The sequence below is a fragment of the Streptomyces sp. NPDC096013 genome (genome assembly GCF_044763565.1).
Classification (GTDB): domain Bacteria; phylum Actinomycetota; class Actinomycetes; order Streptomycetales; family Streptomycetaceae; genus Streptomyces.
Window position 1 is genome coordinate 111,048 of the sequence record NZ_JBIWGK010000001.1, and the last position, 22,894, is coordinate 133,941.

General features: G+C 71.7%; 22 protein-coding genes. 9 read left to right on the top strand and 13 right to left on the bottom strand.

All coding sequences use genetic code 11. The annotated features are described in order from the left end of the window. Positions 1-6: 6 nt before the first annotated feature. Together ACIRB1_RS00500 and ACIRB1_RS00505 are read right to left on the bottom strand one after the other, a co-directional pair. Complete coding sequence (locus tag ACIRB1_RS00500) at positions 7-954, bottom strand: YbhN family protein (protein WP_403463974.1); 948 nt, start codon at positions 952-954, stop codon at positions 7-9. 91 nt (positions 955-1,045) lie between these two features. After that, positions 1,046-2,542 carry a hypothetical protein gene (locus ACIRB1_RS00505; protein WP_403463975.1) on the bottom strand — a complete coding sequence of 499 codons (1,497 nt, stop codon included), beginning with the start codon at positions 2,540-2,542 and terminating at the stop codon, positions 1,046-1,048. An 820-nt stretch (positions 2,543-3,362) separates the two neighbouring features. On the opposite strand from ACIRB1_RS00505, the gene ACIRB1_RS00510 reads away from it, so the two are divergent. Beyond that, on the top strand, positions 3,363-4,694 hold the full coding sequence (locus ACIRB1_RS00510) for a glycoside hydrolase family 16 protein (RefSeq protein ID WP_403463977.1): 1,332 nt from the start codon (positions 3,363-3,365) through the stop codon (positions 4,692-4,694). A gap of 46 nt (positions 4,695-4,740) precedes the next feature. Here the strand turns inward: ACIRB1_RS00510 and ACIRB1_RS00515 are convergent, their stop codons facing one another. The 3 genes from ACIRB1_RS00515 to ACIRB1_RS00525 all read right to left on the bottom strand — a co-directional run bounded on the left by ACIRB1_RS00515 (position 4,741) and on the right by ACIRB1_RS00525 (position 9,348). Then, complete coding sequence (locus ACIRB1_RS00515) at positions 4,741-6,204, bottom strand: hypothetical protein (RefSeq protein WP_403463978.1); 1,464 nt, start codon at positions 6,202-6,204, stop codon at positions 4,741-4,743. 149 nt (positions 6,205-6,353) lie between these two features. After that, entirely contained in the window at positions 6,354-8,705 is a 2,352-nt protein-coding gene (locus tag ACIRB1_RS00520) for an FdhF/YdeP family oxidoreductase (protein WP_403464870.1), read from the bottom strand. Positions 8,706-8,850: 145 nt separating this feature from the next. Further along, complete coding sequence (locus ACIRB1_RS00525) at positions 8,851-9,348, bottom strand: helix-turn-helix domain-containing protein (protein ID WP_352178341.1); 498 nt, start codon at positions 9,346-9,348, stop codon at positions 8,851-8,853. A 215-nt stretch (positions 9,349-9,563) separates the two neighbouring features. Between ACIRB1_RS00525 and ACIRB1_RS00530 the strand changes: the two genes are divergently transcribed. The 4 genes from ACIRB1_RS00530 (at position 9,564) to ACIRB1_RS00545 (ending at position 12,183) form a co-directional block, all read left to right on the top strand. Next, positions 9,564-9,923, top strand: a complete 360-nt coding sequence (locus ACIRB1_RS00530) for a nuclear transport factor 2 family protein (RefSeq protein ID WP_403463979.1) — start codon at positions 9,564-9,566, stop codon at positions 9,921-9,923. 82 nt (positions 9,924-10,005) lie between these two features. Beyond that, positions 10,006-10,848 carry an SDR family NAD(P)-dependent oxidoreductase gene (locus ACIRB1_RS00535; protein ID WP_403463980.1) on the top strand — a complete coding sequence of 281 codons (843 nt, stop codon included), beginning with the start codon at positions 10,006-10,008 and terminating at the stop codon, positions 10,846-10,848. A gap of 310 nt (positions 10,849-11,158) precedes the next feature. Next, positions 11,159-11,326, top strand: coding sequence for a hypothetical protein (locus tag ACIRB1_RS00540; RefSeq protein ID WP_403463981.1), 168 nt, complete (start codon positions 11,159-11,161; stop codon positions 11,324-11,326). A 479-nt stretch (positions 11,327-11,805) separates the two neighbouring features. Then, a complete protein-coding gene (locus tag ACIRB1_RS00545; RefSeq protein ID WP_352178337.1) occupies positions 11,806-12,183 on the top strand; it encodes a BlaI/MecI/CopY family transcriptional regulator in 378 nt (125 codons plus the stop codon). Between the two features lie 101 nt (positions 12,184-12,284). On the opposite strand, the gene ACIRB1_RS00550 is transcribed toward ACIRB1_RS00545, so the two are convergent. Further along, entirely contained in the window at positions 12,285-13,058 is a 774-nt protein-coding gene (locus ACIRB1_RS00550) for a LysR family transcriptional regulator substrate-binding protein (protein ID WP_403463982.1), read from the bottom strand. 58 nt (positions 13,059-13,116) lie between these two features. Between ACIRB1_RS00550 and ACIRB1_RS00555 the strand changes: the two genes are divergently transcribed. Beyond that, positions 13,117-13,509: a DUF5997 family protein gene (locus ACIRB1_RS00555; RefSeq protein WP_352178335.1), complete on the top strand. Its 393-nt coding sequence runs from the start codon at positions 13,117-13,119 to the stop codon at positions 13,507-13,509. 78 nt (positions 13,510-13,587) lie between these two features. After that, on the top strand, positions 13,588-14,322 hold the full coding sequence (locus ACIRB1_RS00560) for a GntR family transcriptional regulator (RefSeq protein WP_403463983.1): 735 nt from the start codon (positions 13,588-13,590) through the stop codon (positions 14,320-14,322). Between the two features lie 2 nt (positions 14,323-14,324). Here the strand turns inward: ACIRB1_RS00560 and ACIRB1_RS00565 are convergent, their stop codons facing one another. Both ACIRB1_RS00565 and ACIRB1_RS00570 read right to left on the bottom strand, forming a co-directional pair. Next, positions 14,325-14,534 carry a hypothetical protein gene (locus tag ACIRB1_RS00565; protein ID WP_403463984.1) on the bottom strand — a complete coding sequence of 70 codons (210 nt, stop codon included), beginning with the start codon at positions 14,532-14,534 and terminating at the stop codon, positions 14,325-14,327. A gap of 37 nt (positions 14,535-14,571) precedes the next feature. Further along, positions 14,572-15,183, bottom strand: coding sequence for a TetR/AcrR family transcriptional regulator (locus ACIRB1_RS00570; protein ID WP_403463985.1), 612 nt, complete (start codon positions 15,181-15,183; stop codon positions 14,572-14,574). Between the two features lie 160 nt (positions 15,184-15,343). Here ACIRB1_RS00570 and ACIRB1_RS00575 point away from each other — a divergent pair, with 160 nt between their 5' ends. Beyond that, a complete protein-coding gene (locus ACIRB1_RS00575; RefSeq protein WP_403463987.1) occupies positions 15,344-16,219 on the top strand; it encodes an LLM class flavin-dependent oxidoreductase in 876 nt (291 codons plus the stop codon). A gap of 57 nt (positions 16,220-16,276) precedes the next feature. On the opposite strand, the gene ACIRB1_RS00580 is transcribed toward ACIRB1_RS00575, so the two are convergent. Next, a complete protein-coding gene (locus ACIRB1_RS00580; RefSeq protein WP_352178329.1) occupies positions 16,277-16,672 on the bottom strand; it encodes an SgcJ/EcaC family oxidoreductase in 396 nt (131 codons plus the stop codon). A gap of 116 nt (positions 16,673-16,788) precedes the next feature. Between ACIRB1_RS00580 and ACIRB1_RS00585 the strand changes: the two genes are divergently transcribed. Then, entirely contained in the window at positions 16,789-17,466 is a 678-nt protein-coding gene (locus ACIRB1_RS00585; protein ID WP_403463989.1) for a nucleoside/nucleotide kinase family protein, read from the top strand. Positions 17,467-17,472: 6 nt separating this feature from the next. On the opposite strand, the gene ACIRB1_RS00590 is transcribed toward ACIRB1_RS00585, so the two are convergent. Genes ACIRB1_RS00590 through ACIRB1_RS00605 form a run of 4 tightly spaced genes read right to left on the bottom strand, consistent with a single transcriptional unit; the run spans position 17,473 to position 22,891 of the window. Beyond that, entirely contained in the window at positions 17,473-19,305 is a 1,833-nt protein-coding gene (locus ACIRB1_RS00590) for a hypothetical protein (protein WP_403463990.1), read from the bottom strand. A 51-nt stretch (positions 19,306-19,356) separates the two neighbouring features. Then, positions 19,357-21,075 carry a hypothetical protein gene (locus ACIRB1_RS00595; protein ID WP_403463991.1) on the bottom strand — a complete coding sequence of 573 codons (1,719 nt, stop codon included), beginning with the start codon at positions 21,073-21,075 and terminating at the stop codon, positions 19,357-19,359. 2 nt (positions 21,076-21,077) lie between these two features. Continuing rightward, entirely contained in the window at positions 21,078-21,980 is a 903-nt protein-coding gene (locus ACIRB1_RS00600) for a carbohydrate ABC transporter permease (RefSeq protein ID WP_403463993.1), read from the bottom strand. Next, complete coding sequence (locus tag ACIRB1_RS00605) at positions 21,977-22,891, bottom strand: carbohydrate ABC transporter permease (RefSeq protein ID WP_403463994.1); 915 nt, start codon at positions 22,889-22,891, stop codon at positions 21,977-21,979. The genes ACIRB1_RS00600 and ACIRB1_RS00605 overlap by 4 nt, the downstream gene beginning before the upstream one ends. Between the last annotated feature and the right edge of the window lie 3 nt (positions 22,892-22,894).

Genomic DNA, 22,894 nt, shown 5'->3' on the forward strand with positions numbered 1-22,894 from the left:
TCGAGGTCAGAGCGACTTGCGCCGGACCAGCATCCCGAGCACCAGCAGGCCCGGGACCAGCGGCAGCCACACGGTCAGCAGCCGGTACCCGATGACGACGGAAGCCGCGGCGGACGCCGTGGTCCCCGACTCGGTGAGCGCGAAGACCAGGGCGGCGTCGAGCGACCCGATGCCGCCCGGCGTGGGCAACAGGGCCGCGGCGCTGCTGGCGGCGAGGTACAGGAGGGCCACCCGGGCCGGGGACAGCGGGAGTTCGACGGCCTGCGTGACACAGATCAGCACCAGGGAGTGCAGCGCGGCGAAGGCCAGCGAGCCGCCCCACAGGGCGACCGCCCGGTGCGGCCGGGCGTGCACGGCCCGGATGTCGGCCAGGACGGTGCCGAGCGCGCGCCGGCACCGGGGCCACAGCGGGCAGTTGAGCAGCACGGTCACGAGCACGACGACCGCGAGGACTACGCCCACCACGCCCAGGGAGACGGGCGGGAGGCGCAGCACACCGGGACAGACCGCGGCGAGAACGCCGATGAGCACGATCCGGACCACCACACCGGCGGTCGCCTTGACGGCGAGGGCGCTGGCCGAGCGGCCGACCGGCAGGCCGCAGCGCATGAGGAACCGCAGGTTGACGGCACCGGCGCCGAGCCCTGCGGGAAGTACGTGGTTGGCGGCCGACGCGGCGAGCTGCGCGGCCACCAGCCGTCCCCCGGGCAGCCGTTGGGGCACCGCGCCCTGCTGGGCCAGCGCCGACGACACCCACGTCCCGAGCGCGGCGGTCGCCGCCACCAGCATCCACCCCTGGTCGGCACCGGCCAGCCGCCCGGCCCCGCTCGCGAGCACGGGCCAGTGCTGCCGCACCAGGAAGACTACGGTCACGAGGACGACCAGCGTCAGCGCGGCCTGCCAGTAGGCACGCTTGCGGGTGGGCGTGGGAGTGAGAGCGGGCGGGGCCGTCATGCGCGACCGCCGTTCGCCGTGGCGGGGGCGATGCCGTAGCAGCGGCTGAGGTGCCCGTGCGTGCGCGCCGGGGCGGTGGCGGACCCTGCCGTCATCCGCGATCACCACCCTCCGTGCCCGGGGCGACGCGGAGGTCCAGGCCGCCGTAGCGGTGGGCGGGCCAGTCGTGCGCGTAGGCGGGCGGGCGGCTGCCGGCCGGCGAGATGTCGGCGACGGGCATGCGGTGGGCCGTGCGGTCGAGGGCTGTCCGGGACGTGTTGCCGTTGTGACCGCCGAGGGCGGCGGAGGCGCAGCCCGTGTAGTAGGCGATCGGGATGGCGTCCTGGCCGGTGAGCAGGCAGGGTCTGCTGACGCCGAGGCGGTGGAGCTCGGCGGCGGTGCGGGACCAGTCGCGGTGCTGGGCGGTCGTACGGCTCACCGTGCGTTCCAGGACGGCGAGTTGGACCGCCAGATGCCCGGCGAGGCCCACCGCGAGCAGGGCCACGGCGACCCGCCGCCATGCCCCGGTCGGCACGGTGACCAGGTGGATCAGGGCGTCGGCGACGGGGATCGCCACCAGCGCGTAGGCGGGCAGGAGGAAGCGCGGAGCCGCGTAGCCGATCATGAACAGATACGGGAAGGCCGCCGTCACGGCACACGCGAGCGGGACGAGGGTGGCCGCCGTACGCCGTGCGCGGACCGCGACCACGAGGCCGACGACGGCGAGCACGGGGAGGACGAGCCACCACACCTCGACCGCGGGGTTGGGCATCGCCCCCGTGCACGGGCGGCACAGCGCGCGTCCGCCGAGGCTGCGCAGCTGGTCGACGACCGCGACATGCCAGCCCAGCCCGCCCTCGATCGCCGACGCCGCGTGCAGCCGCTCGGTCAGGCCGCCGTAACTGACGTACGCCTCGATCACCCACTCCACGGCGCCGGACGCGAGCCCGGCGAGGAGGGCGACGAGCAGGCGCCAGTGGCGGACGGTCAGGGCGAGGACGAGCAGGGGCAGCGTCCCCCACACCGCGTCGGTCGGCCGCATCCACGCCATCAGGGACGCGCTCGCGGCGAGACCCCACACGGCGGCCCGGTCGGAACGGTCGGCCCAGGCACGCAGACAGCAGCCGGTCGCGGCCAGGGCGCCGACGGCGACCCAGTAGTTGGGCATGGCCTGCGGGCCGTAGAAGAGGGTCACCCAGAGGGAGGCGAACAGGGCGCCCGCCAGGGCGAGGACGCGGACCGGGAAGAGGCCGCGCCAGGCGCGGAGGGCCAGGTACAGGGCCAGGCCCGCGAGGACGGCGAGGTAGACGCGCAGGAGCGGGGTGGACGAGGACCAGGAGGTGACGGGGGCGACCAGGAGGGAGATGCCCCGGGCGCGGGGTGCGCTGAAGAAGGCGGCGGGGGCGTGCGCGCTGAGCTGGCTGACGTAGACCGTCTCGTCCCAGCCGAGGCCCAGGCCGGGGCGTACGAACACCAGTTGGGCGAGTGTGAAGGCTCCGGCGACCGCCGCGAGGGGTCCCGCGCCGCGCGGGGACTCCGATCGGCGGGACGCGGTCGGCGGTCCGAGCCGACGCGTCCCGGCGAGTGTGGCGTATGCGCTGCCGGACATCTGCCCACCCCTCCCCCTACAGTTTGTAGGGTTTCCAGCACCCTACAGCCCGTAGGAGCAGTGACGTCGGGAGCCTGTGGAAACACGGACAAATTACCGCGCGGCGGGCGTGACGGGGGGCTCTGATTCGGCCAAGCGAATGACGGCCCCGTGGGCGGCGACGGGTTCGCCGGGCTGCTTCCCGCCTCTCGCCGGGCTCCGCGCAACCCGGTCACCTTCGACTCCTGAAGCCGCCGCGCGTGGCCCGTGGACGGCATCGAAGGTCGTCGCCCGGGCGGCAGGTCCTCCTCTCCGATGGCGTCGGCACGGAACCGCAGCTCAATGGCGCGGAGCCGGGCGCGGCCGACCGCCTGAGAGCGCTTCGCGGCTTGGCGGAGCCTGGTTCGGACCAGTTCCGGGGCTCCAAAGAGCGTCGTCAACAGTTCCGCCCTTCAACGGATCACGTTGAAGCCATTGACGCACCCAGGGGCGCGCCGGACACTCCTGCATTGACACGGCGATCCCTGCACGGTGAGCGGCCAACTCGGGCCGCTACCGGACGAGATGACGGATCGTCCGTACTCAGCCGCGCGCACCGGGCCTCACCGTGCTGCGGCGGCGTGGACGCAGAGGAGGACAGCGCACACCGCGAACCCATGATCCCTCTGAGAGCGCTCTCACACGCAGCAGCAGACCGTGCCGACAGGACCCGCTGAAGCCATCGCCCGCATGTTCCGGGGCGGTTGACCCGACGGCGGGGGCGACCTGATCCCCGGCCCCACCCGGAGCCGGGCCCCTGCGGCACTCCCCACCCGCACGCTTGACAGGGAGAACCACCACGATGACCACCTCCCCACCGCCCGCCATCGCGCCGGCCGGCCGGCAGAGAACCGTCCCCCTCGTCCTGGGCAGCGCCCTGCTGCTGCTCATCGGCGCGCTCGCGGGCCTGATCGGGTCCGGCGGCAGCGCCTCGGCGGCCGTACCGGGTGCTCCGACCGGCTGGAGCACCGTCTTCTCCGACGACTTCAACGGCTCGTCCGGCAGCGCGCTGAACCGGGCCGACTGGCTGTACGACCTGGGCACCGGCTACGCGGGCGGTGCCGCCAACTGGGGCACGGGCGAGATCGAATCGGCCACCGACTCCACGAACAACGTCTACCAGGACGGCCAGGGGCACCTGGTCATCAAGGCGATCCGGGACGGGTCGGGCCACTGGACCTCGGGGCGCATCGAGACCCAGCGCACCGACTTCGCCGCCCCGGCCGGCGGACAGCTGGAGCTGAGCGCGTCCATTTTGCAGCCCAACCCGCAGAGCGGACTGGGCTATTGGCCCGCGTTCTGGGCGATGGGCGGCGCGGCCCGGCCGGTCGGCGCCACGAACTGGCCGAGCATCGGCGAGCTGGACATCATGGAGGACGTCAACGCGCTGAGCCAGCACTCCACCACCTTCCACTGCGGTGTGTGGGCGGGCGAGTGCCACGACCCCGACGGCATCACCAGCAACCTCCAGCCGTGCGCGGGCTGCCAGACCGGCTACCACACCTACTCCGCGATCATCGACCGCACGAACACCGCCGCGGAACAGCTCCGCTTCTACCTCGACGGCAGCCTGACCTTCACCGTCAACGAGAACCAGGTGTCGGTCGGGACCTGGCAGGCGGCCGTCGACCACGGGTTCATGGCCATCTTCGACCTGGCGATCGCCGGTTCCTATCCGGACAAGGTCTGCGGTTGCAGCTCGGCCGCGCAGGCGGGCAGCATCACATCGGGTGCCGCGATGAGCGTCGACTGGTTCGCCGTCTACCAGCAGAACCCGGGCGGCAGCATCACCGGCGGCACGACGACCGGCGGCACCACCGGCAGTACGACAGGCGGCACCACGACGGGCGGAACCACCGGCGGGACCACGACGACGCCCGACTACACCGCCGGGGTGACACGGGTGAACGCCGGCCAGGCGCAGATCACGTTCGCTCCCACCACACCCGCGGCCTACGTCGACGTGCACTACCTCGTCAACGGCGCCAACCAGCAGAACTTCCGGATGACCAACAGCGGCGGCACCTGGACCCAGAACGTCTCCCTCGCCACCGGCTCCACCCTGACCTACTGGTTCACCTACGAGAAGAACGGACCCCAGTACGACAGTCCGCACTACACCTACGTCCAGTGAGCCTCCCGGGCTGGTCCGCCAGGACCAGCCCGGTCCCGGCCGGCCGTCAGGGAGCGATCCCCACCCCGGGAATCCGGCTCCACTCCCGTTCCCGCGCCGCGGTCATGGCGGGCCAGACGAGCCCGCCCGGCCGGGGGCGGATGCGTGAGGCGTACGGCGCGGGGTGGAAGGCCGGGTCGTAGAAGCACCCGGTGCCGTACGTCCGGTCGAAGGCCGCGCACGAGGCCGCGAGCGAGCGCGCGGTCGGCTTGCGCCCGTGACGCACCCAAGCGTCCAGCGCCGCGAGGGAGTTGGCGTACTCGGAATCGCTGAGCGCGCTGTGTTCGGTCTCCTTCGTGAAGGTCTGGACGAGGTTGCCGCCCCGGCCCGCACCCTGGAGCGTGGCGCGGTACGCCGCCTCGTGCTCGACGAACGCCGTCGGGTCGTCGATCGCGTGCAGGGTGAGGACCGGGAGGGAGACCTTGCCCGTCAGATCGCTGTCGTAGGAGAGGTCGCGGCGTGCGGTGGGGTCGGCGGCGAAGCGTTCGACGCCCGCGTTGAGCGCCTTGTCGTCGTGTGAACCGGAGTACCGCACGCCCTGGTTGCCGAACGGATTGCGGCCGCCGAGGCGGGTCGACACGATGTCCCGGAACGTGAAGGTGGCGAACCGCAGATGTGATTCCAGCGCGCGCTCCGGGATGCGGGTGACGGCCAGGATGTCGTCGAGGTTCCGCTGCTGGAGCGCGGTCCGCTCCGCGGGGGCGGAGGAGAATCCCGTGCACTCCTGGAGGCGGGTACGCAGACCGGCGCTGGTCATGGTGGAGTCCGCGCGCAGGCCCTCCCACAGCGGGTACTGCGGCTCGTTCGGGCGGGGGTGGTTGTGGCAGTAGTACTGGTAGACCACCCGGAGGTCGACGCGGTAGTCGTAGCCGCGCGAGCCGCCGCCGAGGACACCGCTCGTGAGCAGCGCGCCGTCGTAGGCTCCGGGGCGGTCGCCGTAGGTCTCGGCGACCTTGGCGGCGACGTCGCCGCCCCAGGACTGGCCGTGGACATAGGTTCGCTTGGGCTTGCCGAACTCCGCGACGAACAGCTTTCGTACGTTCTCGGTGTCGGCGGCGGCCATCCGGGTGCCGTAGCCACCGCGGCGGTACGACGAGCCGGCCCAGGCGTAGCCCTCCTCGACCATCACCGCCCAACGGTTCAGATCGTCGGTGCTGCGGGCCGGGTCGGAGGAGTCGCCGAGGTCGGGTCCGCCGTGCGCGTGCACGACGAGGGAGCCGTTCCAGCGGGTCGGAACGGCCATCGTGTAGTACGCCCCGTTGGTGTCCTGGCCGGTGTAACAGGTGGCTTTCCCCAGCAGGTCGGGCGGGCACGGGGCCACGGCGGGCGGCTCGGTCCGCGCCCGGGGCGCGGGGGCGTTGCCGAGTGTGCCGAGGAGTGCCGCGGCCACACCGGCGGCGAGTACGGCCCGACGGCGGCAAGGGGCCGGGCGTCTCCGGCGTACCGGTTCGGGCGCGTCGAGTGTCGTCACGGGAGCGGCTCCTATGAGTGCGCTGTGCGAAGTTGCCCTGCGACCCGTGATGCTAGGAACCGCCGCGTGCGGGGACTACCCGTCGATCATTGAGTTCATAGTGTTCGCCCGCCCCGCCTCCGCCCGTCCGGCCTCCGCCGGCCGCGCGGTCAGCCGCCCTGTGCCGGGGTGACGGTGACGAGCTGGTGTTTCATCAGGGGCTGGTCGCTCTGCCTGCTGTAGTCGTCGAGCCCGCAGAGGATGTTGAGTTCGGGCATGTAGCCCGCGACGCTGCCGGCCGGGATGTCATAGGCGATGACGCGGTAGCCGTAGACCTCGCGGGTGCTGCCGTCGCGGGCGTGGCTGGTGATGTCGATCAGGTCGAACTCGACGAGGCCCCGCGCGTCCATGTCCTTGAGGTTCATGAAGAGGAGGGTGCGCAGGTTCTTGACCCCGCGGTAGCGGTCGTCGTCGGAGTACACGGTGGTGTTCCACTGGTCGTGCGAGCGCATGGTGGAGAGGACGAGCATGCCCTCGGGCGGTGTCACGTCGGGGAGTTGGCTCGCGTGGAACTCGGCGCGGCCGGAGGGGGTGTGGAACTCGCGCTCGCGGGCGGGCTGGGTGATGCGGAAGCCGAGCGGTTCGCGCACCCGCCGGTTGAAGTCCTCGAAGCCCGGGAGGACGCGGGCCATGGTGTCGCGGATCCGGTCGTAGTCCTCGACGTACCGCTCCCAGGGTGTCGCCGAGTCGGGCAGGGTCGCCCGTGCCATTCCGGCGACGATCGCGCACTCGGACCGGAGGGTCTCGGCGGGCGGTCTGCGCATGCCGAAGGAGAGGTGCACCTCGCTCATCGCGTCCTCGACGCTCACGCCCTGCTCGCCCGTCGCCTGGGTGTCCTTCTCGGTGCGTCCGAGGCACGGGAGGATGAGCGCGCGGCGGCCGTGGACGAGGTGGCTGCGGTTGAGTTTCGTGCTCACCTGCACGGTGAGTTCGGTGGTGCGCAGCGCGGCCGTGGTGGCGTCGGTGTCGGGGGCGGCGAGGACGAAGTTGCCGCCCATCGCGACGAACACCTTCACCCGGCCGTCCCGCATCGCCTTGATCGTGCCGACCGTGTCCAGCCCGTGCTGTCGGGGCGCGGAGATCCCGCACACCTCGTCGAGCGCGTCGAGGAACGCGGGCGCGGGGCGGTGGTCGATGCCGCAGGTGCGGTTGCCCTGGACATTGCTGTGGCCGCGCACCGGCGAGGGTCCGGCGCCCTCGCGGCCGAGGTTTCCGCGCAGCATCAGCAGGTTCACGATCTCGCGGACGGTGTCCACGCCGTGGTCCTGCTGGGTGACGCCCAGGCACCAGGAGATGACGGTGCGGTCGGCGCCCATGTAGCGGTCGGCGACCTGCCGGATCTCGCTCTCGCTCACCCCGGACTGCCGCACCAGCTCGGCCCAGTCGGTGGCGCGGACCAGGTCGCGGTACGACGCGAAGCCCGCCGTGTGGCGTTCGATGAAGTCGGTGTCGAGCACCGCCGGGTTCTCCTCGGCCCGTTCGAACACCGCCTTGGCGACCCCGCGCAGCAGGGCGAGGTCGCCGCCGATGCCGACCTGGACGTTCTGGTCGCCGGTCGGGGTGGCGCGGAAGGCGGCCATCGCGGCGAACTCGTGCGGCACGATGGTCCGTCGCGCGCCGGCCTCGAGGAGTGGGTTGACGTGGACGATCTGGGCGCCGCGCCGGTGTGCCTTGGCGAGGGTGGTGAGCATGCGCGGGGCGTTGGACGCGGCGTTCACACCCATGATGAACAGCAGGTCCGCCGCGTCCCAGTCGCCGATGTCGCAGGTGCCCTTGCCGGTGCCCAGCGCGGCCTGCAACGCACGGCCGGAGGCCTCGTGGCACATGTTCGAGCAGTCCGGCAGATTGTTGGTGCCGAACTCGCGCACCCACAGCTGGTAGAGGAACGTCGCCTCGTTGTTGAGCCGCCCGGACGTGTAGAACGCGGCCTGGTCAGGGGTGTCCAGGTCACGCAGTGTCTGCCCGACGAGCGCGAACGCGTCCGGCCAGGAGATCGGGACGTACCTGTCGGTGGCCTCGTCGTAGACCATCGGCTCGGTCAGCCGGCCCTGGTCCTCCAGCGCGTAGTCCGGCCAGTCCGCCAGCTCGGTGACCGTGTGGGCGGCGAAGAACTCCGGGTCGGCCTTCTTGCGGGTCATCTCCCAAGTGACGTGCTTGATGCCGTTCTCGCAGATGTCCAGATGCAGGCCCTTGCGGTCGTCCGGCCACGCGCATCCCGGGCAGTCGAACCCGCCGTTCTCGTGGTTCATCTTCACGATCGCCCGCGGCCCGCTGACCGGCTCGCGCGTCCTGGCCAGCACCCGCGTCACACTCCGCGCCGCACCCCACCCCGCCGAGGGCGCGGTGTCGTCCTCCTGCGAGATGTCACCGGGCCGATTCGGCCCACGGCCGCGCGCCGGGACCCCCGGCGCTCCCCGCCCCAAGTCGTCCCCAGGACGGTTTCCGGCATCCGAGCGGTCCATGGTGCTGCCCTTCGCTGTCACGACGCCGGTCATCGGTTACGCGTGCTGACGATGCCTGCACCTGTCCGGTTTGGTGGGATTTTACAGCTGGGGATGGAAGGCGCACATGGCCGCAAGCCCTGATCGAACCCGGAAGACCCTGAGGTCACCGCCCCCGCTCCAACTCGGCATACCGCGCCCGCATCCCCTCGCTCGCGGCCGGCCCGGCGGTGAAAACATACGCCTCACTGTCGTCGAGCCGCTTCCCGGTGCGGGCGTCGACCACCACCGGCTCGGCCTCCTCGCCGGTCTCCGCGTCGACGAGGATCATCGACCGGTCCCGCGGGTCGAGGTGCCGGTTGCCCCAGGCGGCCAGCGCGACGATCACCGGCCGCAGGGAGCGCCCCCGTGCGGTGAGGACGTACTCGTGGCGGACCGGGTTCGTCTGATAGGGCCGACGTTCCAACAGGCCATCGCCCACCAGGGTCTTCAGGCGCGCGGTGAGCATGCTGGTGGAGATGCCCAGGCTCTGCTGGAACTGGTCGAAGCGCGTATAGCCGTCGAAGGCGTCATGAAGGATCAGCAGCGTCCACCACTCACCGACGTGCTGCACCGTCGTCGACAGCGGACACTCGCGGTCCTCCAGTCGGATCCTGCTCGGCATGGCACCCTCCGGGGTTACTGCTAAAGTGAAAGTCACTGGCTTCTATTTTAGCAGTAACCGGGGCTGCGCGCCTTGAGCGGATACCAGGGGCTGCACGTCGCGCCGCGCGCGGGACATCGCCCCGGACCTGGCGGTACGCCCTCCGCGCAACAACCGGCCCCACCCCGACGACAACCCGGGCCACCACCGTCCAACGCACATGCGAGGCAGCAGACATGACCGAACACCACGACACCGTCGATTTCGCCGACCTGCCGGAGGTCGTCAGCCGCTATCTCCACGCCCACGACGCACGGGACATCCCCACCGCCGAGACCGCCCTCGCCCCCGAGGCCACCGTCACGGACGACGGCCGCACCTACGAGGGGCAGGCCGCCATCCGGCGCTGGCTGGAGCGGGAGGGCTCCCAGTACACGTACACCACCACACCGCTCGGAGCCGAGCGCCACGGTCCCGCCGAGTACACCGTCGTCCAGCGCCTCGAAGGCGATTTCCCCGGCGGGAAGGTCGATCTGAGGTTCCGCTTCGCCCTCGACGCGGACGGCCGGATCAACCGGCTCGTGATCGCCCCCTGACGCCAGCCGACCGGTCACGGAACCCACGACTCATCGACTCATCCACTCATCGACCCGCCTGCCCTCGGTTCACGGAGGAAGCATGAAGACCTGGTTCATCACCGGCGGCACCCCGGGCGGTTTCGGCCCGGCCTATGCCGACCTCGCCCTGGAGCGCGGCGACAACGTCGTCCTCACCGCCCGCCGCCCGAAGCTGCTCGACGCCTGGGCACGCCCTCACGGCGAGCGGGTACTCGTCCTGCCGCTGGACGTCACCGACACCGAGCAGATCCGTACAGCCGTCCGGGCCGCCGAGGACCGTTTCGGCGGGATCGATGTGCTGGTCAACAACGCCGGCCGGGGCTGGTACGGCTCGGTCGAAGGCACACCCGACGCCGATGTCAGACGGTCCTTCGAGCTGAACTTCTTCTCCGTCACCGAGCTGCTGCGGGCCGTCCTTCCCGGCATGCGGGCCCGCGGCAGCGGATGGATCGTCAACATGTCCTCCGTCGCGGGCCTGCGGAGCGCGCCCGGCTTCGGCTACTACAGCGCCGCGAAGTTCGCCGTCGAGGGCCTCACCGAAGAGCTACGGCGCGAGGTGGCGCCCTTCGGCATCCACGTGCTGGCCGTCGAACCCGGCGCCTTCCGCACCCGCGCCTACTCCGGCTTCACCGACGAGCCCGTGTCCGAGACGGTCGACGCCTACCTCCCGTTCGTCGAGTCCGTCCGCGCCTCCATGGTCGACCAGGACGGCAAGCAGCCCGGCGACCCGCACCGAGGAGTGCGGGCCGTCCTGGACGCGATGGACCGGGATGACCCTCCTCACCGGCTCGTCCTCGGCTCGGCCGGCTACGACGCCGCCCATGGCCAACTGACCAGCATGATCGAGGAGTTGCGCACCAACGAAGCCGCGTCACGCAACGCGGACTTCCCTGCCGCGCCGTAGGGCGAGTGCGGAGCGTTCCGCTCACTCAACGGCGGCTGTTCCGTGATCCGGCCCGCGCCATTCCTCGACGGCGGGCTCCCGATCGGGGAGCGCGCGCAGCTTCGACTCCGGCGCCCGCCGGCCGGCGAGCCACCGCATCCACCGGCCATCCGCCGCGAACCCGGCGCGCGGTCCGGGTGCACTCCTCCCGGTCGAGCACCTCCAGGTAGGTCACCCGGAGCGCCTCCCGTGGGGCTGCCGTACACCCCATGGCCTCGGGGCGTGCGTCCCATCCCTCGCAGTCGCTCATGCACCACAGCAGCCGAACGACGTGATCGGCCGTCTCGGTGTCCGTGTCGAGTTCCGCGAGCGCTTCACGCAGTCCGGCGACGGTGGCGACCTTCCCGGTGACGTATCCGTTGAGTCCGTCGCCGTCGCGGGCCCGTCGGAGCGGCCACGGGCGGGCGGCCGGGTCGTCGAGACGGCAGAGAGCATCTAGCGCAGACGCGCCCCCAGCCCGTGACGCGCTCGGCGAGCCGGAGCAGCGCCGCGACGCCTGGCGGGCATGGCCGTTCGGTCCTTCCGTCCGGCCGCTCGACCCGGCACCGGTGAAACGCTCTTCGGACGCCCCGGCCGACTCCGGGAACGAAATCGGCGGCCCGACGCCGACAACCCTCCGCTCCCCGAAGGCCAACTCCAGGCGGCCTACGGTCCGTTGAGCCTTCGCGCACCAGCCGTTCCGGCGCCTCCCCGTTCCCGGTCAAGGTCCAGTTCACCAACTGGTGTGACGTGCGGGAGAGTTGGTGCGACTCGGGGCCGCCGATGGCCTTCCCGCCACCCCGACGGCCGTATGATCGGCGACCGCGCCCTCGCCCGTCCCGTGCACCGGCGCACCGATCACCCTCAACCAGGGCAAAGCCCCTGGTCAGAGCACCGACGCTAGGCAAGCCCCGCCCTACACGCTGTAAGGTGGCGCACATGGCTGGCACAGACCCGCGGAGCCGGGCCGAGCGGCGCAACGCCGGTGCGCTGGAGAGCGAGGTCCTCGCCTCGCTGTGGGCGACCGAGCGCCCTCTGACACCGGCGGAGATCCAGTCCGGAATCGACGGGCCCCTCGCGTACAACACCGTGCACACGATCCTCAAGCGGCTCTACGACAAGGGGCTCGTCGTGCGGGACGCGGAGGGGCGGCGCGGCGCCTACCGGCCGGCGAAGAACGCGGCCGAGTGGACCGCCCAGGCGATGCACGAGGCGCTGGACCGGGGGCCGGATCCGATCGGCGCGCTGCAACAGTTCGTGACCGGGCTGAGCCCCGAGGAGGAGCGAGCCCTGCGCGATCTGCTCGCCGGAGAGTGAGCGGCGAGGGGCGGACATCGGGCTGTTCTCGTGGTCCGGGACTCGACAGCGAGGTCGGCCCGTGCGGACCGCGACCGCATCCCCTCCCCCCCGTCCCCCTGTCAGCGGCCCCTAGGCTTACCGCGCTTCGCGCCCTTGGCACCGCCGGAGGAACCGCGGGGGTTCCTGCCGCCCGACTTGCCGGTCGTTTTCCCTGCCGCCGGTGTGCGCCTCGGCGGGGTTTCGGGCCGCTTCGCCTTGGTCTTCGGCTGCGGCGGCGTCGGCGTACGGCCCCGCGTGCTGTTGACCGTGCGACCGCGCACGATGCCGATGAAGTCCTCGACCAGGTCGGTGGTCGCGTCCTCGGGCCAGGACAGAGCGACGTCCGACTGGGGGGCGTCGACGACGGTCCGGTAGGTGAGGTCCTTGCGGTGGTGCAGCCGGGCCAGGGACTGGGGGACGTAGAGGATGCCGATGCCCGACGCCACGTGCTCGATGGCGTCCTCGGTGGTCGCGGGACGCTCGAACGCGGGCTCCCCCGGCGGCTGTTCCCACCCGAGGACGTCGTCGAGGGGGTGCAGGACGACCTCGTCGGCGAGTTCGTCGAGGGACACCTCTTCGGCCGCCGTGACGACATGGTCCTTCGGGGCCACGACGACGGTCGCCTCGGTGTAGAGGGGGATCGCGCTGAGGACCGTACGGTCGACCGGCAGGCGTACGAGTCCGGCGTCGGCCTCGCCGCGCCGGAGCACATCGGACGCGTCCGCGGCCGGGACCGGGACGAGGGTCAGGGGGATGTCGGGCAGGCGCTCGTTCCAGATCCGCACCCACTTGGCGGGCGTCACCCCGGGGACGTACGCGAGCCGGAACGTGGGGGATGCTTCCGAGCCTGTCACCCCGCAAGGTTACCCGCCGTGGTCAGAGGTCTCGAACGCGGTCGATACTCTTGACGGTATGAAGTCGCACCAGACCACCCAGACCATGAAGCCCGCCACGGCGGCGAAGAAGCTGGGTGTGTACCTCGAGGCCACCCCCGCCGAGTTCCAGAAGGGTGACGTCTCCCGCGCCGAGCTGAACGAGTTGCAGGCCAACCCGCCCGAGTGGCTGCGCGAGCTGCGCGCCAACGGCCCGCACCCGCGCCCGGTCGTCGCGGCCAGGCTCGGCGTCTCCATCGCCGGACTCGCCCGCGGCGGGGTCACCGAGCCCCTCACCACCGAGCAGATCGACGCGCTGAAGACGGCCGGCCCCGAGTGGCTGGAGAAGGAGCGCGCCACCCAGGCGGAGGTCCGCAAGGAAGCCGAGCGGATCAAGAACAAGAAGAGCGCCGAGAACGCCGACAACAGCTGACGGCCGCGGGGCCGAGGCGTTCAGGACGGAGATCCACGCGGTGCCGGACGGCCCGGCCGGCACGGGAAACCCGAGGCGATGTACCGGAAGGCCGCGGCCGACCTCGGCCGGAAGATCGGTGAGGGGCGCTACGGCTCCGGCGGCCGGCTGCCCGCCGAGGCCGACCTCGCCGAGCGCTACGGCGTCTCGCGGGGCACGGTCCGCCAGGCGATGGCCCTGCTGCGCACCGAGGGCCTGTTCGCCTCCCGGCGCGGCACCCGCCGGGTCGTGATCGGCTCGCCCCGGCCGCAGAGCTTCGGCGAACTCCTCAGCTTCACCCGCTGGGCACGGTCGACCGGCGAGGAGCCCGGCGGCCGGACCGTCGCCGTGGAGACCCGCCCGGCCGACCCGACCGAGCGCGAGCAGCTGCGGCTGGAGGCCGGGGCCGAGGTGTACGAGGTACGGCGGCTGCGCACTCTCTCGGGTCGCCCGGTGATGATCGAGCGGACCGTATACCCGCCCGCCGTGGGCGAGTTGATCGCCGAGCTGCCGGCCGACACCGTGTCGCACACCGTCGCCCTTGAGGAGTCGGGCGTGCTGATCGCGAACGCCCAGCACACCATCGACCTGCGCCGGGCCGACGAGGAGGACGCCCGGTTGCTCGGCTGCCGGCCCGGCGACCCGCTGCTGCGCGAGCGCCGGTGCAGCACCGATCCCGCGGGCACCCCGGTCGAGTGGTCCGAGGACCGGTATCTCCCGGAGACGGTGGCGTTCGCCGTGCACAACTCGGCCGCCGCCGGTTCACTGGCCCGCCGCCCGGCCGACGGCGCCTGACCTCAGGCACACAGGGTCTTGCCGTTCTCGGCGCGCCGGTCCCCGGAGTCGTCGCCGGCCTCGGGGCGGTGGGCGGTCAGCCAGTGCGCGGAGTGCGCGGACCGGTGTCCGTCGGGCGCCCAGTCGATCTCGACGCCTTCGGCGGTCGGCCGTACGGCGCCGAGCGCGAGGCCGGTGGGCAGTTCGGTGATCCGGAACAGCTTCGATGACAATCCGGCGACCCGTTGACGAACGAGGGCGGCGGCTCCGTCAGCGGGGCAGGCGCATGCCCGCGACGAAGACGTCGACCAGCCGGAGCGCGTCGTAGCGGTCGTCGCCCTCCGCGCCGGCGCAGAGGTTGCCGACGCCGCGCATGATCTCGTAGCCCGTCAGATCGGCCCGGATCTCACCGGCGGCGACCGCCGCCTCGAACAGCTCGGTGCATACGGGCAGCAGGCGGTCCAGGAAGTAGCCGTGCAGGGCCTCGAAGCCGGCGGTGTCGGACCTCAGTACGCCGGCGAGGCCGTGCTTGGTGACCAGGAAGTCGACGAAGAGATCGATCCACTCGCGCAGTGCGGTGTACGGCGTCGCGCTGCTCGCCAGCAGCGTCGGACCGGCTTCGGCGCAGGCCTCGACCTGGTGCCGGTAGACGGCGATGACGAGATCGGCGCGGGTCGGGAAGTGCCGGTAGATCGTGCCGAGTCCGACCCCGGCCTCGCGTGCGATGTCGCGCACCGGGGCGTCGACGCCCGACGCGACGAAGACCTTGGCGGCGGCGTCGAGAAGGATCTCCTTGTTGCGCCGGGCGTCGGCACGCCTGGACTGGCCGTCCGCCGCCTTCGACGGGGTCACAGGCCCCGCGTCCGCGCTGTTCTCACTCACCGCGCAACTCCTCCACCTCACGACTTGCCAAACCGGAACATCGTTCCGTATCGTTTCCGGAACAAGGTTCCGCTTGCCCATGATGCCAGAGCGGAGGCCGGCCGACCAAGCCACGCCCGCCCGAGCCTGCCGCCCCGCCCTGTCGAGGAACGGACGACCCATGCCCGACACACCCCGCCCCAGCTTCGGAATCATGACGGCCCCCATGCAGGTCGGCTACGACGACCTGCTCCGCGTCTGGCGCGAGGCGGACACCGTCCCGGAGATCGAGCACGCCTGGCTGTTCGATCACCTCATGCCGATCGGCGGCGACCCGGACGGCCCGGCCTTCGAGGGCTGGACGCTGCTCTCGGCCCTCGCCGCCCAGACCCGGCGCCTGCGGCTCGGCGTGATGGTGACGAGCAACCGCTTCCGGCCGCCCGCACTGCTGGCGAAGATCGCCACGACCGTCGACATCGTCTCCGGCGGACGGCTCGACTTCGGCATCGGCGTCGGCTCGCGCCCGGATCATCCGCTGGCCCGACGGGAGTACGCGGCGCACGGCCTCCCCTTCCACGACTCCGCGGACGCCGTCGCGAGCCTCGCCGAGGCCTGCACACTGATCCGGCGCCTGTGGACGGAGGAGAAGCCGTTCGACTTCGAGGGCACCCACCACCACCTGACCGGGGCATTCGGCAACCCCAAGCCCCTCCAGCGCCCCCACCCGCCGATCCTGATCGGCGGACGCTCGGCCGCGACACTCCGCGTGGTCGCCGAGCACGCCGACCTCTGGAACATCCCCGGCGGCGACATCACCGACGCCATCGCCCGCAGCGCCCTCCTCGACCGCTACTGCGCCGAGACCGGCCGCGATCCCGCCGCCATCATCCGCTCCATCCACCTCTCCGTCTCCTACGACCGACCCGAGGCGACCCGGGCCGCGATCCGCGAGGCGCTCGACGCCGGCTTCCACCACATCGTGCTGGGGCTCTCCTCGCCGTACCCCGCCGAGGTCGCGCACTGGATCGCCGACGAACTGATCCGGAAGGTGAGCTGAGCGGGTGAGCTGAGCGGGTGAGCTGAGCGGGTGAGCTGAGCGGGTCGGCTGAGCAGGTCAGTCGTGCGGGAACGAGTGGTGTTCGTGAGCGACCAGCCACCGGCCCCGCTCCTTGCGCAGGCCGAAGGTGAGCCGGAGCCGCAGGGTGGGGTGTTCGGCGAACTCCTCGGGGGTGCCGCACCGGAGCAGGGCATGGGCGTAGGCGACATCCGTGCCGGCCGTGATGTCGAGGGAGTCGATGTCGAAGCAGGCGCCCTGGGCCTGCCAGTCGAAGAACGGCGGCCAGGTGGCGCGGTAGGCGGCGAGGCCGTGGATGCCCGCGTGCGGGGGCGGGACGTCGTACATGACGAGGTCCTCGGCGTGGTCCGCCATGACGCCTTCGAGGTCGCCGCGGTGCACGGCCTCGGCCCAGCCGGTGATGAGGGCACGGATCTGTGTCGCGTCGTCGGACATGGCGTCGGCTCCTGTTCCTGTCCCCCACTCCATGGTCTCTCTGCCGGGTCGCCTCCCCGATCTTCGGCGCGTCATCGCCTCGGCCGGGCCGCTGAGACGGATGGCACACTCTCCGTGTGCCGCTGACTTTCGACGACCTCCTCGCCCGTGCCACCGCGCTCACCGCCCCCGGCCGACGTGCCGTCCTCGGGATCGCCGGCAGCCCCGGCGCCGGCAAGACGACCCTCGCCGAGCGCCTGGTGCGCGAACTGAACGGCACCGGGGAACCCTGGGTCGCGCACGTCCCCATGGACGGCTTCCACCTCGCCGACGTCGAACTGGACCGCCTCGGCCGCCGCGACCGCAAGGGCGCCCCGGACACCTTCGACGCGGCCGGTTACGCGGCACTGCTGCGGCGGGTGCGCGAGGAGACGGGCGAGGTGGTGTACGCGCCGGGCTTCGAACGGGAGCTGGAGCAGCCGATCGCGGGCGCGATCCCCGTGCTGCCCTCGGCCCGGTTGGTGGTGACGGAGGGCAACTACCTGCTGCTGCGGGAGGGTTCATGGGCGCGGGTACGGCCGTGCCTGGACGAGGTGTGGTTCTGCGAGGCCGACGAGGGCGAGCGCGTCCGCCGACTCGTCGCCCGGCACGAGGAGTTCGGCAAGGACCACGAGACGGCGGAGGCCTGGGTGGCGGGCACCGATCAGCGCAACGCCGACCTGGTGGCGACGACACGGGACCGGGCGGAGCTGGTCGTGCCGGCCGGCGCGCTGCCCGCGCCGGAGCGGAACTCGGCGGCGCGGGCAGGCGGATGAGGACCCTCAGGCGCGCAGGGTGAGCTCCGGCTCGGCGTCGGCGCCGCCCGCCGCGTCCCCGATCACCGCGGTGAACGCCTCGGTCCGCACGGTCAGGCCGTCCTCGCCCGCCTCGAACGCGGGCGTGAAGGCGGCGTCGCCGGGTCCGTACCGTACGGCGAACACGTGCAGGTGCTCCGGGGCTCCCGGTGCCGGTTCGGCCTCAAGGGCCGAGGAGCTGACGAGGTGGCGCCAGCCTTCATCCGGGTTGCCGTAGCCGCGCGGGTCGGCGGCGAGGGCGAACGCGGCCTGTTCCTGGGTGAGTTCGGAGCGGGCGTCGAAGTGCTCGGCGCCCTCGGCCGCCGGGTGGGTGAGGCGCAGGGTGCCCGCGGAGGTGACGTCGCCCTCCGCCGTCCTGCGCACCCGCTCGCCGTCGTCCGCCGCGTACGGCAGGCCGGCCAGCAGGTACGGTGCGCCGTCGAGCCGTTCGACCGCCACGACGGTCCACAGCCGCGCGCCGTCGGTGACGTACAGGGACTGGAGGTGCCGCAGGACGTGGTCGCGGCCGACGACCGGCTTGGTGACCAACTTGGCGGTCAGGCCGTCGGCTTGGACGTCCCTGACCCGTACCTCGCCCATCGGGCGGCAGAGCAGGAAGCCGTCGAGCACCGGACCGAAGCCGTGCTGCCGGTTCACGGCGGCGGCCAGGTAGTACGTGCCGTCCGCCTCGACGAGCGACGGGGTCATCCTGCTGTCGAAGGCCACGGACACGGTTCCGGCGCGGAGTTGGTGGCGGGCCGCCTTCGTGGACGGGGTGCGGTGCCACCGTGTGCCGTCCTGGATCTGCCAGACCAGCATCCAGGCGAAGTGGCCGTCCACTCCCCCGTCCGGCTTGACCGCGTGCCGGCCCCAGCGGCTGTCGCCCCGGTAGCGGCCGATGTCCGAGCCGATGCGGTCGCCGAAGTAGCGCAGGCCGAGGACCGATTCGAAGCCGGAGTGCTGCTCGCTGTAGCGCGGGCCGCCGTTGTCGAAGCCGCCGTTGGTGAGGCGGGCGTCGATGTAGCGGGCCAGCGCCTCCCCGTCCTCGGCGAAGACCTCCTCGCCGCTTTCGATGTGGGCCTTGGCGAGGAACGACAGGGAGATCGGGCCGTAGTTGTTGTCGTAGGCGCCGCCGTGCTCGGGCGGGAGGAGGGCGCCGCGGTCGCTCACGCGGTGGGCGCGGATCTCGTCGGCGTACACGCCGAGCGCACGCGTGCGGACCGACTCCCCTTCTTCCGGGGGGAGATGGCGGGCCAGCAGCAGGCCGCCGACGACGCAGCCGATGGCCTGGTTGCCGGCCTCCTGCGGGTTGAAGAAGGTCGCCTCGGTGAGCCAGCGCCAGTAGCCCTGCGCCAACTCGACGAGCGCGGTGCGCTGTTCGTCGTCGACGAGGCCGTCCGTCGCGTCCAGGATGTTGACGGCCTGGAGCAGCGCCCATGCCGTGCTCGGCCAGTCGCCGATGGGGTGGGCGCCCGCCTCCAGGACGTAACGGGCGTACGGGAGTCCGGAGTTGCGGACCTTCAGGTTCGGGTAGCCGGGGTTGTCCTCGGTGTAGACGCGCTCGCGGAGGTGGAAGGCGAGGCTGCGCCGTACCGCCTCCGGCAGCCGCGGGTCCTTGCCGCGCTGCCAGGCGAGGGCCAGCAGGGACGTGATGCCGAGCGAGGTGTCCCCGATGTCGTCCTGGCAGTCGGGGTGTTCGAGGTTGCCCTCGGGGGTGATGCGGCGGAGGGCCTGTTCGGCGACGTCGGCGAGCACCGCGTCGTAGTCCTCCGGGGTGTCGGGGAGGTGGTGCAGCGGGCCGCGCTGGTGGAGGAGGTGCACGGGTGGGTCAGCCCTTCATGCCTGAGGTGGCCATGGCGTGGGTCGTCGGGGTCAGGAGACGGGTCCGGGACGGCGGGTGCGCAGGGCGACCGTCAGGGTCTGCGGGCCGTGTCCACCGAGGTAGACGCGGTTGCCCGTCGTCGCGTCGGTGCCGCCGACCACGGTGTGGTCCTGGCCCGGGTCGTACCGTAGTACGTCGTCCTGGCCGGGTCCCGCGAGTGGGCCGCCGGCCTCGACCGCGGCCTCGACGCGGATCTCGTCGTCGCCGGCCCGGTAGGTCATCGGGGCGTTGGTCAGGCACCAGCGGGTGTCGCCGATCGGTGCGGCTCCGTCCACAACGCCCCCTGGGCGGAAGGTGAGTTCGAGGCACCAGGGCACCTGCGGGCCGCTGATGTCGATCCGCAGGTCGGCGCCGTCGTCCCGCAACTCGACGTCGACGCACGTCGTGTGGGAGACCTCGTCCTGTGGGCGGTCCGCGAAGGACAGCGCGGCGGAGAAGCGGCCCTCGTCCTCCAGGCGGTAGGCGGCGTCGTCGCGTCGCCGGTCCGGCGGAAGGGGCTGGTAGTAGGCGGCCGACTGGGTCTCCGTGAGCCGGTACCGGTTGTCGGCGAGGCGTTGCGTGTCGGCGGCGCGGAACGGGCCCAGGTCGAAGAAACCGCGGGAGAGGCGGACCGCGTCGAGGACGGCGTCGCCCGCGAACAGGCGCAGGAAGGTGGGGTTGCAGGCGAGGCCCGAGCGGATGCGCCGGTGTGCGGGCACGTCCGAGCCGCCGTACAGGACGCCGTGCGTGGTGACGGAGGCGTGGGAGGCGAGGCGCGCGGTGGTGAAGTACCGGTCGCGGGGCAGGAGTTCGGGCTCCGGCGGCGGCAGCTCGCGGCAGAGGTCGGGGGTCAGGAAGGTCTCGGCGAGGAGGTTCGGGTCGTCGATGCCGTCGGCCGCCGCCCGGTGCGCCGCCCTGCTGAGGTCGCCTCGGCCGGTGCGGATCGCGAGCAGCCGGTAGTGCGCCAGGTAGGGCGCCAGCGGGAACGGGTGCTTCTGGTCCTGGCGCCGGGAGTGGAGGGTCTCCACCGTGCCGTCCGGCCTGATGAGGTCCAGGGTCGCGGTGAGGTTGCGCTCGACCGCGTCCCGCAGGTCGGTGCGGCCGAGGACGTCGGCAAGCAGCAGGAGCGAGGGGTTGGAGACCTGGGAGGCGTAGACCGCGCTGCGCTCCGAGTAGAGACCCTCCGCGTCGATGTCGACGCCCTCGGCGAGCCACTGCTCGGCGCGGTCGAGGAGACGGCCGTCGGGGAAGGACCGGTGCAGCCTGGCCAGTGCCGCGCTCAGTTCCCAGCGGTGGTTCGGGGTGTGCACCCCGCCGGTCAGGAGGCTCGCGGACGCCGCGCCGGCGATCTCGGCCAGGGCTGCGGCGACCTCGCGCGCCTCCGGACCGGCGCCCGCCGCGAGGACGTGGGCGTCGCACACGTCGTTGACGGTGAACGCGGAGTCCGGCGGAGACTGCACGTTGTCGCCGCCGGCGAACAGACCGGTGCCGGTCTGCGCGGCCCGGAGGGCGCGGAGGTGGGTGAGCGCGGCGGCGACGGCCTGGCCGCTGCCGTGCAGGGCCGAGTCCGGGGAACGGTACGCCGCGACCAGGGTCTTCACCCTGCGCGCCAGGACGCGATGGGTGACACCGGCGGGTTCCTCGTCGGGGACGGCCGCCGTCGGTACGGCCGTCCGGTCGGCGGCGCGGGCCGCCGACCGGACGAACGCGTGGTCGAGCGCGGTGGGCACAGTCAGTCCTTCAGTCCGGCGTTGATGTCGGCGCTCATGACGTACCGCTGGAAGACCAGGAAGATGGCGATCAGCGGGATCATCGAGATGACCGAACCGCCCAGCAGCACCGACCAGTTGATGTTCTGCGCGCCGACGAGGCTCTGGATGCCGATCTGGACGGTGAACTTGTTCGGGTCGTTCAGCATCAGCAGCGGCCAGATGTAGTCGTTCCACCGCCACTGGAAGGACAGGATGGCGAGGGTCAGCATGATGGGCCGGGAGATCGGCACCATGATCCGCAGGAAGATCGACAGTTCGCGGGCGCCGTCGATGCGTGCGGCCTCGACGAGTTCGTCGGGGACCGTCAGGAAGAACTGGCGGAACATGAAGCAGCCGGTCGCGGTGAGCACGGCCGGGAGGATGATGCCGGCGAAGGAGTTGTAGAGGCCGAGGTCGCGGACCACGAGGAACTCGGGGGCGAGCATGACCTCGGACGGCAGCATCGTGGTGGCCAGGATGCAGAGGAAGAAGAACTTCAGCCACCGGTTGTTGTACTTGGCCAGCGCGTACCCGGTGCAGCAGCTGACCCCCACCGTGAGGATCGTCGTGATCACGCACACGAGGGCCGTGTTGACGAAGTACTGGGAGAAGTTGGCGCTGTCCCACGCCGCCTTGTAGCCCGACACGGTGGGGTGGTGCGGCAGCACCGTCAGCGGGAGGGAGAACAGGTCCCCCGCCGGCTTGAAGGAGCTGAGGACGAACCACGCGACCGGCAGCCCGTAGAGGGCGGCGAGAATCCACAGCAGTGTCGTCGCGGGTACCGCGCTCCGGAGCCCGCCGTCGCGCGCGTTGCGCCGCCGCCTCTTGGAGACCGTCCGGAGGGCTTCGGCGTCGACCGGACGCGGCGTGTCTGTGGTTGTCATCGGTTCTCCACCCGTCGGTTGACGACCAGCTGGATGATCGCGACGGCCATCAGGATGAGCATGAGCACGAACGACGCGGCGCTGGCGTAGCCGATCTGGCCCCGGTTGAAGCCGGTCTCGTAGATGTACTGGACCAGCAGGTTGTTCGAGGTGCCCGGTCCGCCGTTGTTGAGGGAGACGAACAGGGGATATTCCTTCATGGCGTTGATCGTGTTGAGCAGGATCACGATGAAGGAGGTGGGCGCGATGCTCGGCAGGGTGATGCTCATGAACTGGCGCCAGGGACCGGCTCCGTCGAGCGAGGCCGCCTCGTAGTACGACACCGGCACGTTCTTGATCGCCGCGATGAACAGCAGCATCGAGAACGCCGTTCCCCACCAGGCACCGGCCATCACCACGACGCCCAGTGAGAGGTCCGCGTTCGACTGCCACGCGATCGCGTGCCCGCCGAACTTCTCGATGACGTAGTTGATCAGTCCGAAGTTCTCGCCGAACAGCCAGCGCCACAGGACGCCCACGACGATGGGCGAGATGAGCCACGGGACGAAGAAGACGACACGCGCGACCGAGGCGCCCTTGGCCTGCTTGCTCACCACCAGGTTGGCGATGAACAGCGACAGCACGAAGTTCAGCGGGACGACGAGGACGGTGTACAGCAGCGTCCGGAACAGCGCGTCGTAGAAGGTGGAGTCCCCGAACAGGTGCTGGTAGTTGTCCAGTCCGATGAACTGGAAGGCCCCCACTCCGGTGTAGTTCGTGAACGAGTAGACGAGCCCGATCACCGCAGGCCACACGAAGAACAGCGCGAAGAGCACGACATTGGCCGCGATGAGGACGAGCGGCGCGAGGGTGTAGGTGCTACGTCGTTTCCTGGGCGGCCTCACGGACACGTCCGCGGCGCTATGTGTCATCTT

Excerpts from the sequence above, each read along its gene's own strand:
- ACIRB1_RS00520 (WP_403464870.1), bottom strand. The coding sequence starts at position 8,705 with ATGGACCGCTCGGATGCCGGAAACCGTCCTGGGGACGACTTGGGGCGG.
- ACIRB1_RS00500 (WP_403463974.1), bottom strand. The coding sequence starts at position 954 with ATGACGGCCCCGCCCGCTCTCACTCCCACGCCCACCCGCAAGCGTGCC.
- ACIRB1_RS00510 (WP_403463977.1), top strand. The coding sequence starts at position 3,363 with ATGACCACCTCCCCACCGCCCGCCATCGCGCCGGCCGGCCGGCAGAGA.
- ACIRB1_RS00525 (WP_352178341.1), bottom strand. The coding sequence starts at position 9,348 with ATGCCGAGCAGGATCCGACTGGAGGACCGCGAGTGTCCGCTGTCGACG.
- ACIRB1_RS00555 (WP_352178335.1), top strand. The coding sequence starts at position 13,117 with ATGAAGTCGCACCAGACCACCCAGACCATGAAGCCCGCCACGGCGGCG.
- ACIRB1_RS00600 (WP_403463993.1), bottom strand. The coding sequence starts at position 21,980 with ATGACAACCACAGACACGCCGCGTCCGGTCGACGCCGAAGCCCTCCGG.
- ACIRB1_RS00605 (WP_403463994.1), bottom strand. The coding sequence starts at position 22,891 with ATGACACATAGCGCCGCGGACGTGTCCGTGAGGCCGCCCAGGAAACGA.
- ACIRB1_RS00545 (WP_352178337.1), top strand. The coding sequence starts at position 11,806 with ATGGCTGGCACAGACCCGCGGAGCCGGGCCGAGCGGCGCAACGCCGGT.
- ACIRB1_RS00560 (WP_403463983.1), top strand. The coding sequence starts at position 13,588 with ATGTACCGGAAGGCCGCGGCCGACCTCGGCCGGAAGATCGGTGAGGGG.
- ACIRB1_RS00505 (WP_403463975.1), bottom strand. The coding sequence starts at position 2,542 with ATGTCCGGCAGCGCATACGCCACACTCGCCGGGACGCGTCGGCTCGGA.
- ACIRB1_RS00580 (WP_352178329.1), bottom strand. The coding sequence starts at position 16,672 with ATGTCCGACGACGCGACACAGATCCGTGCCCTCATCACCGGCTGGGCC.
- ACIRB1_RS00575 (WP_403463987.1), top strand. The coding sequence starts at position 15,344 with ATGCCCGACACACCCCGCCCCAGCTTCGGAATCATGACGGCCCCCATG.
- ACIRB1_RS00530 (WP_403463979.1), top strand. The coding sequence starts at position 9,564 with ATGACCGAACACCACGACACCGTCGATTTCGCCGACCTGCCGGAGGTC.
- ACIRB1_RS00535 (WP_403463980.1), top strand. The coding sequence starts at position 10,006 with ATGAAGACCTGGTTCATCACCGGCGGCACCCCGGGCGGTTTCGGCCCG.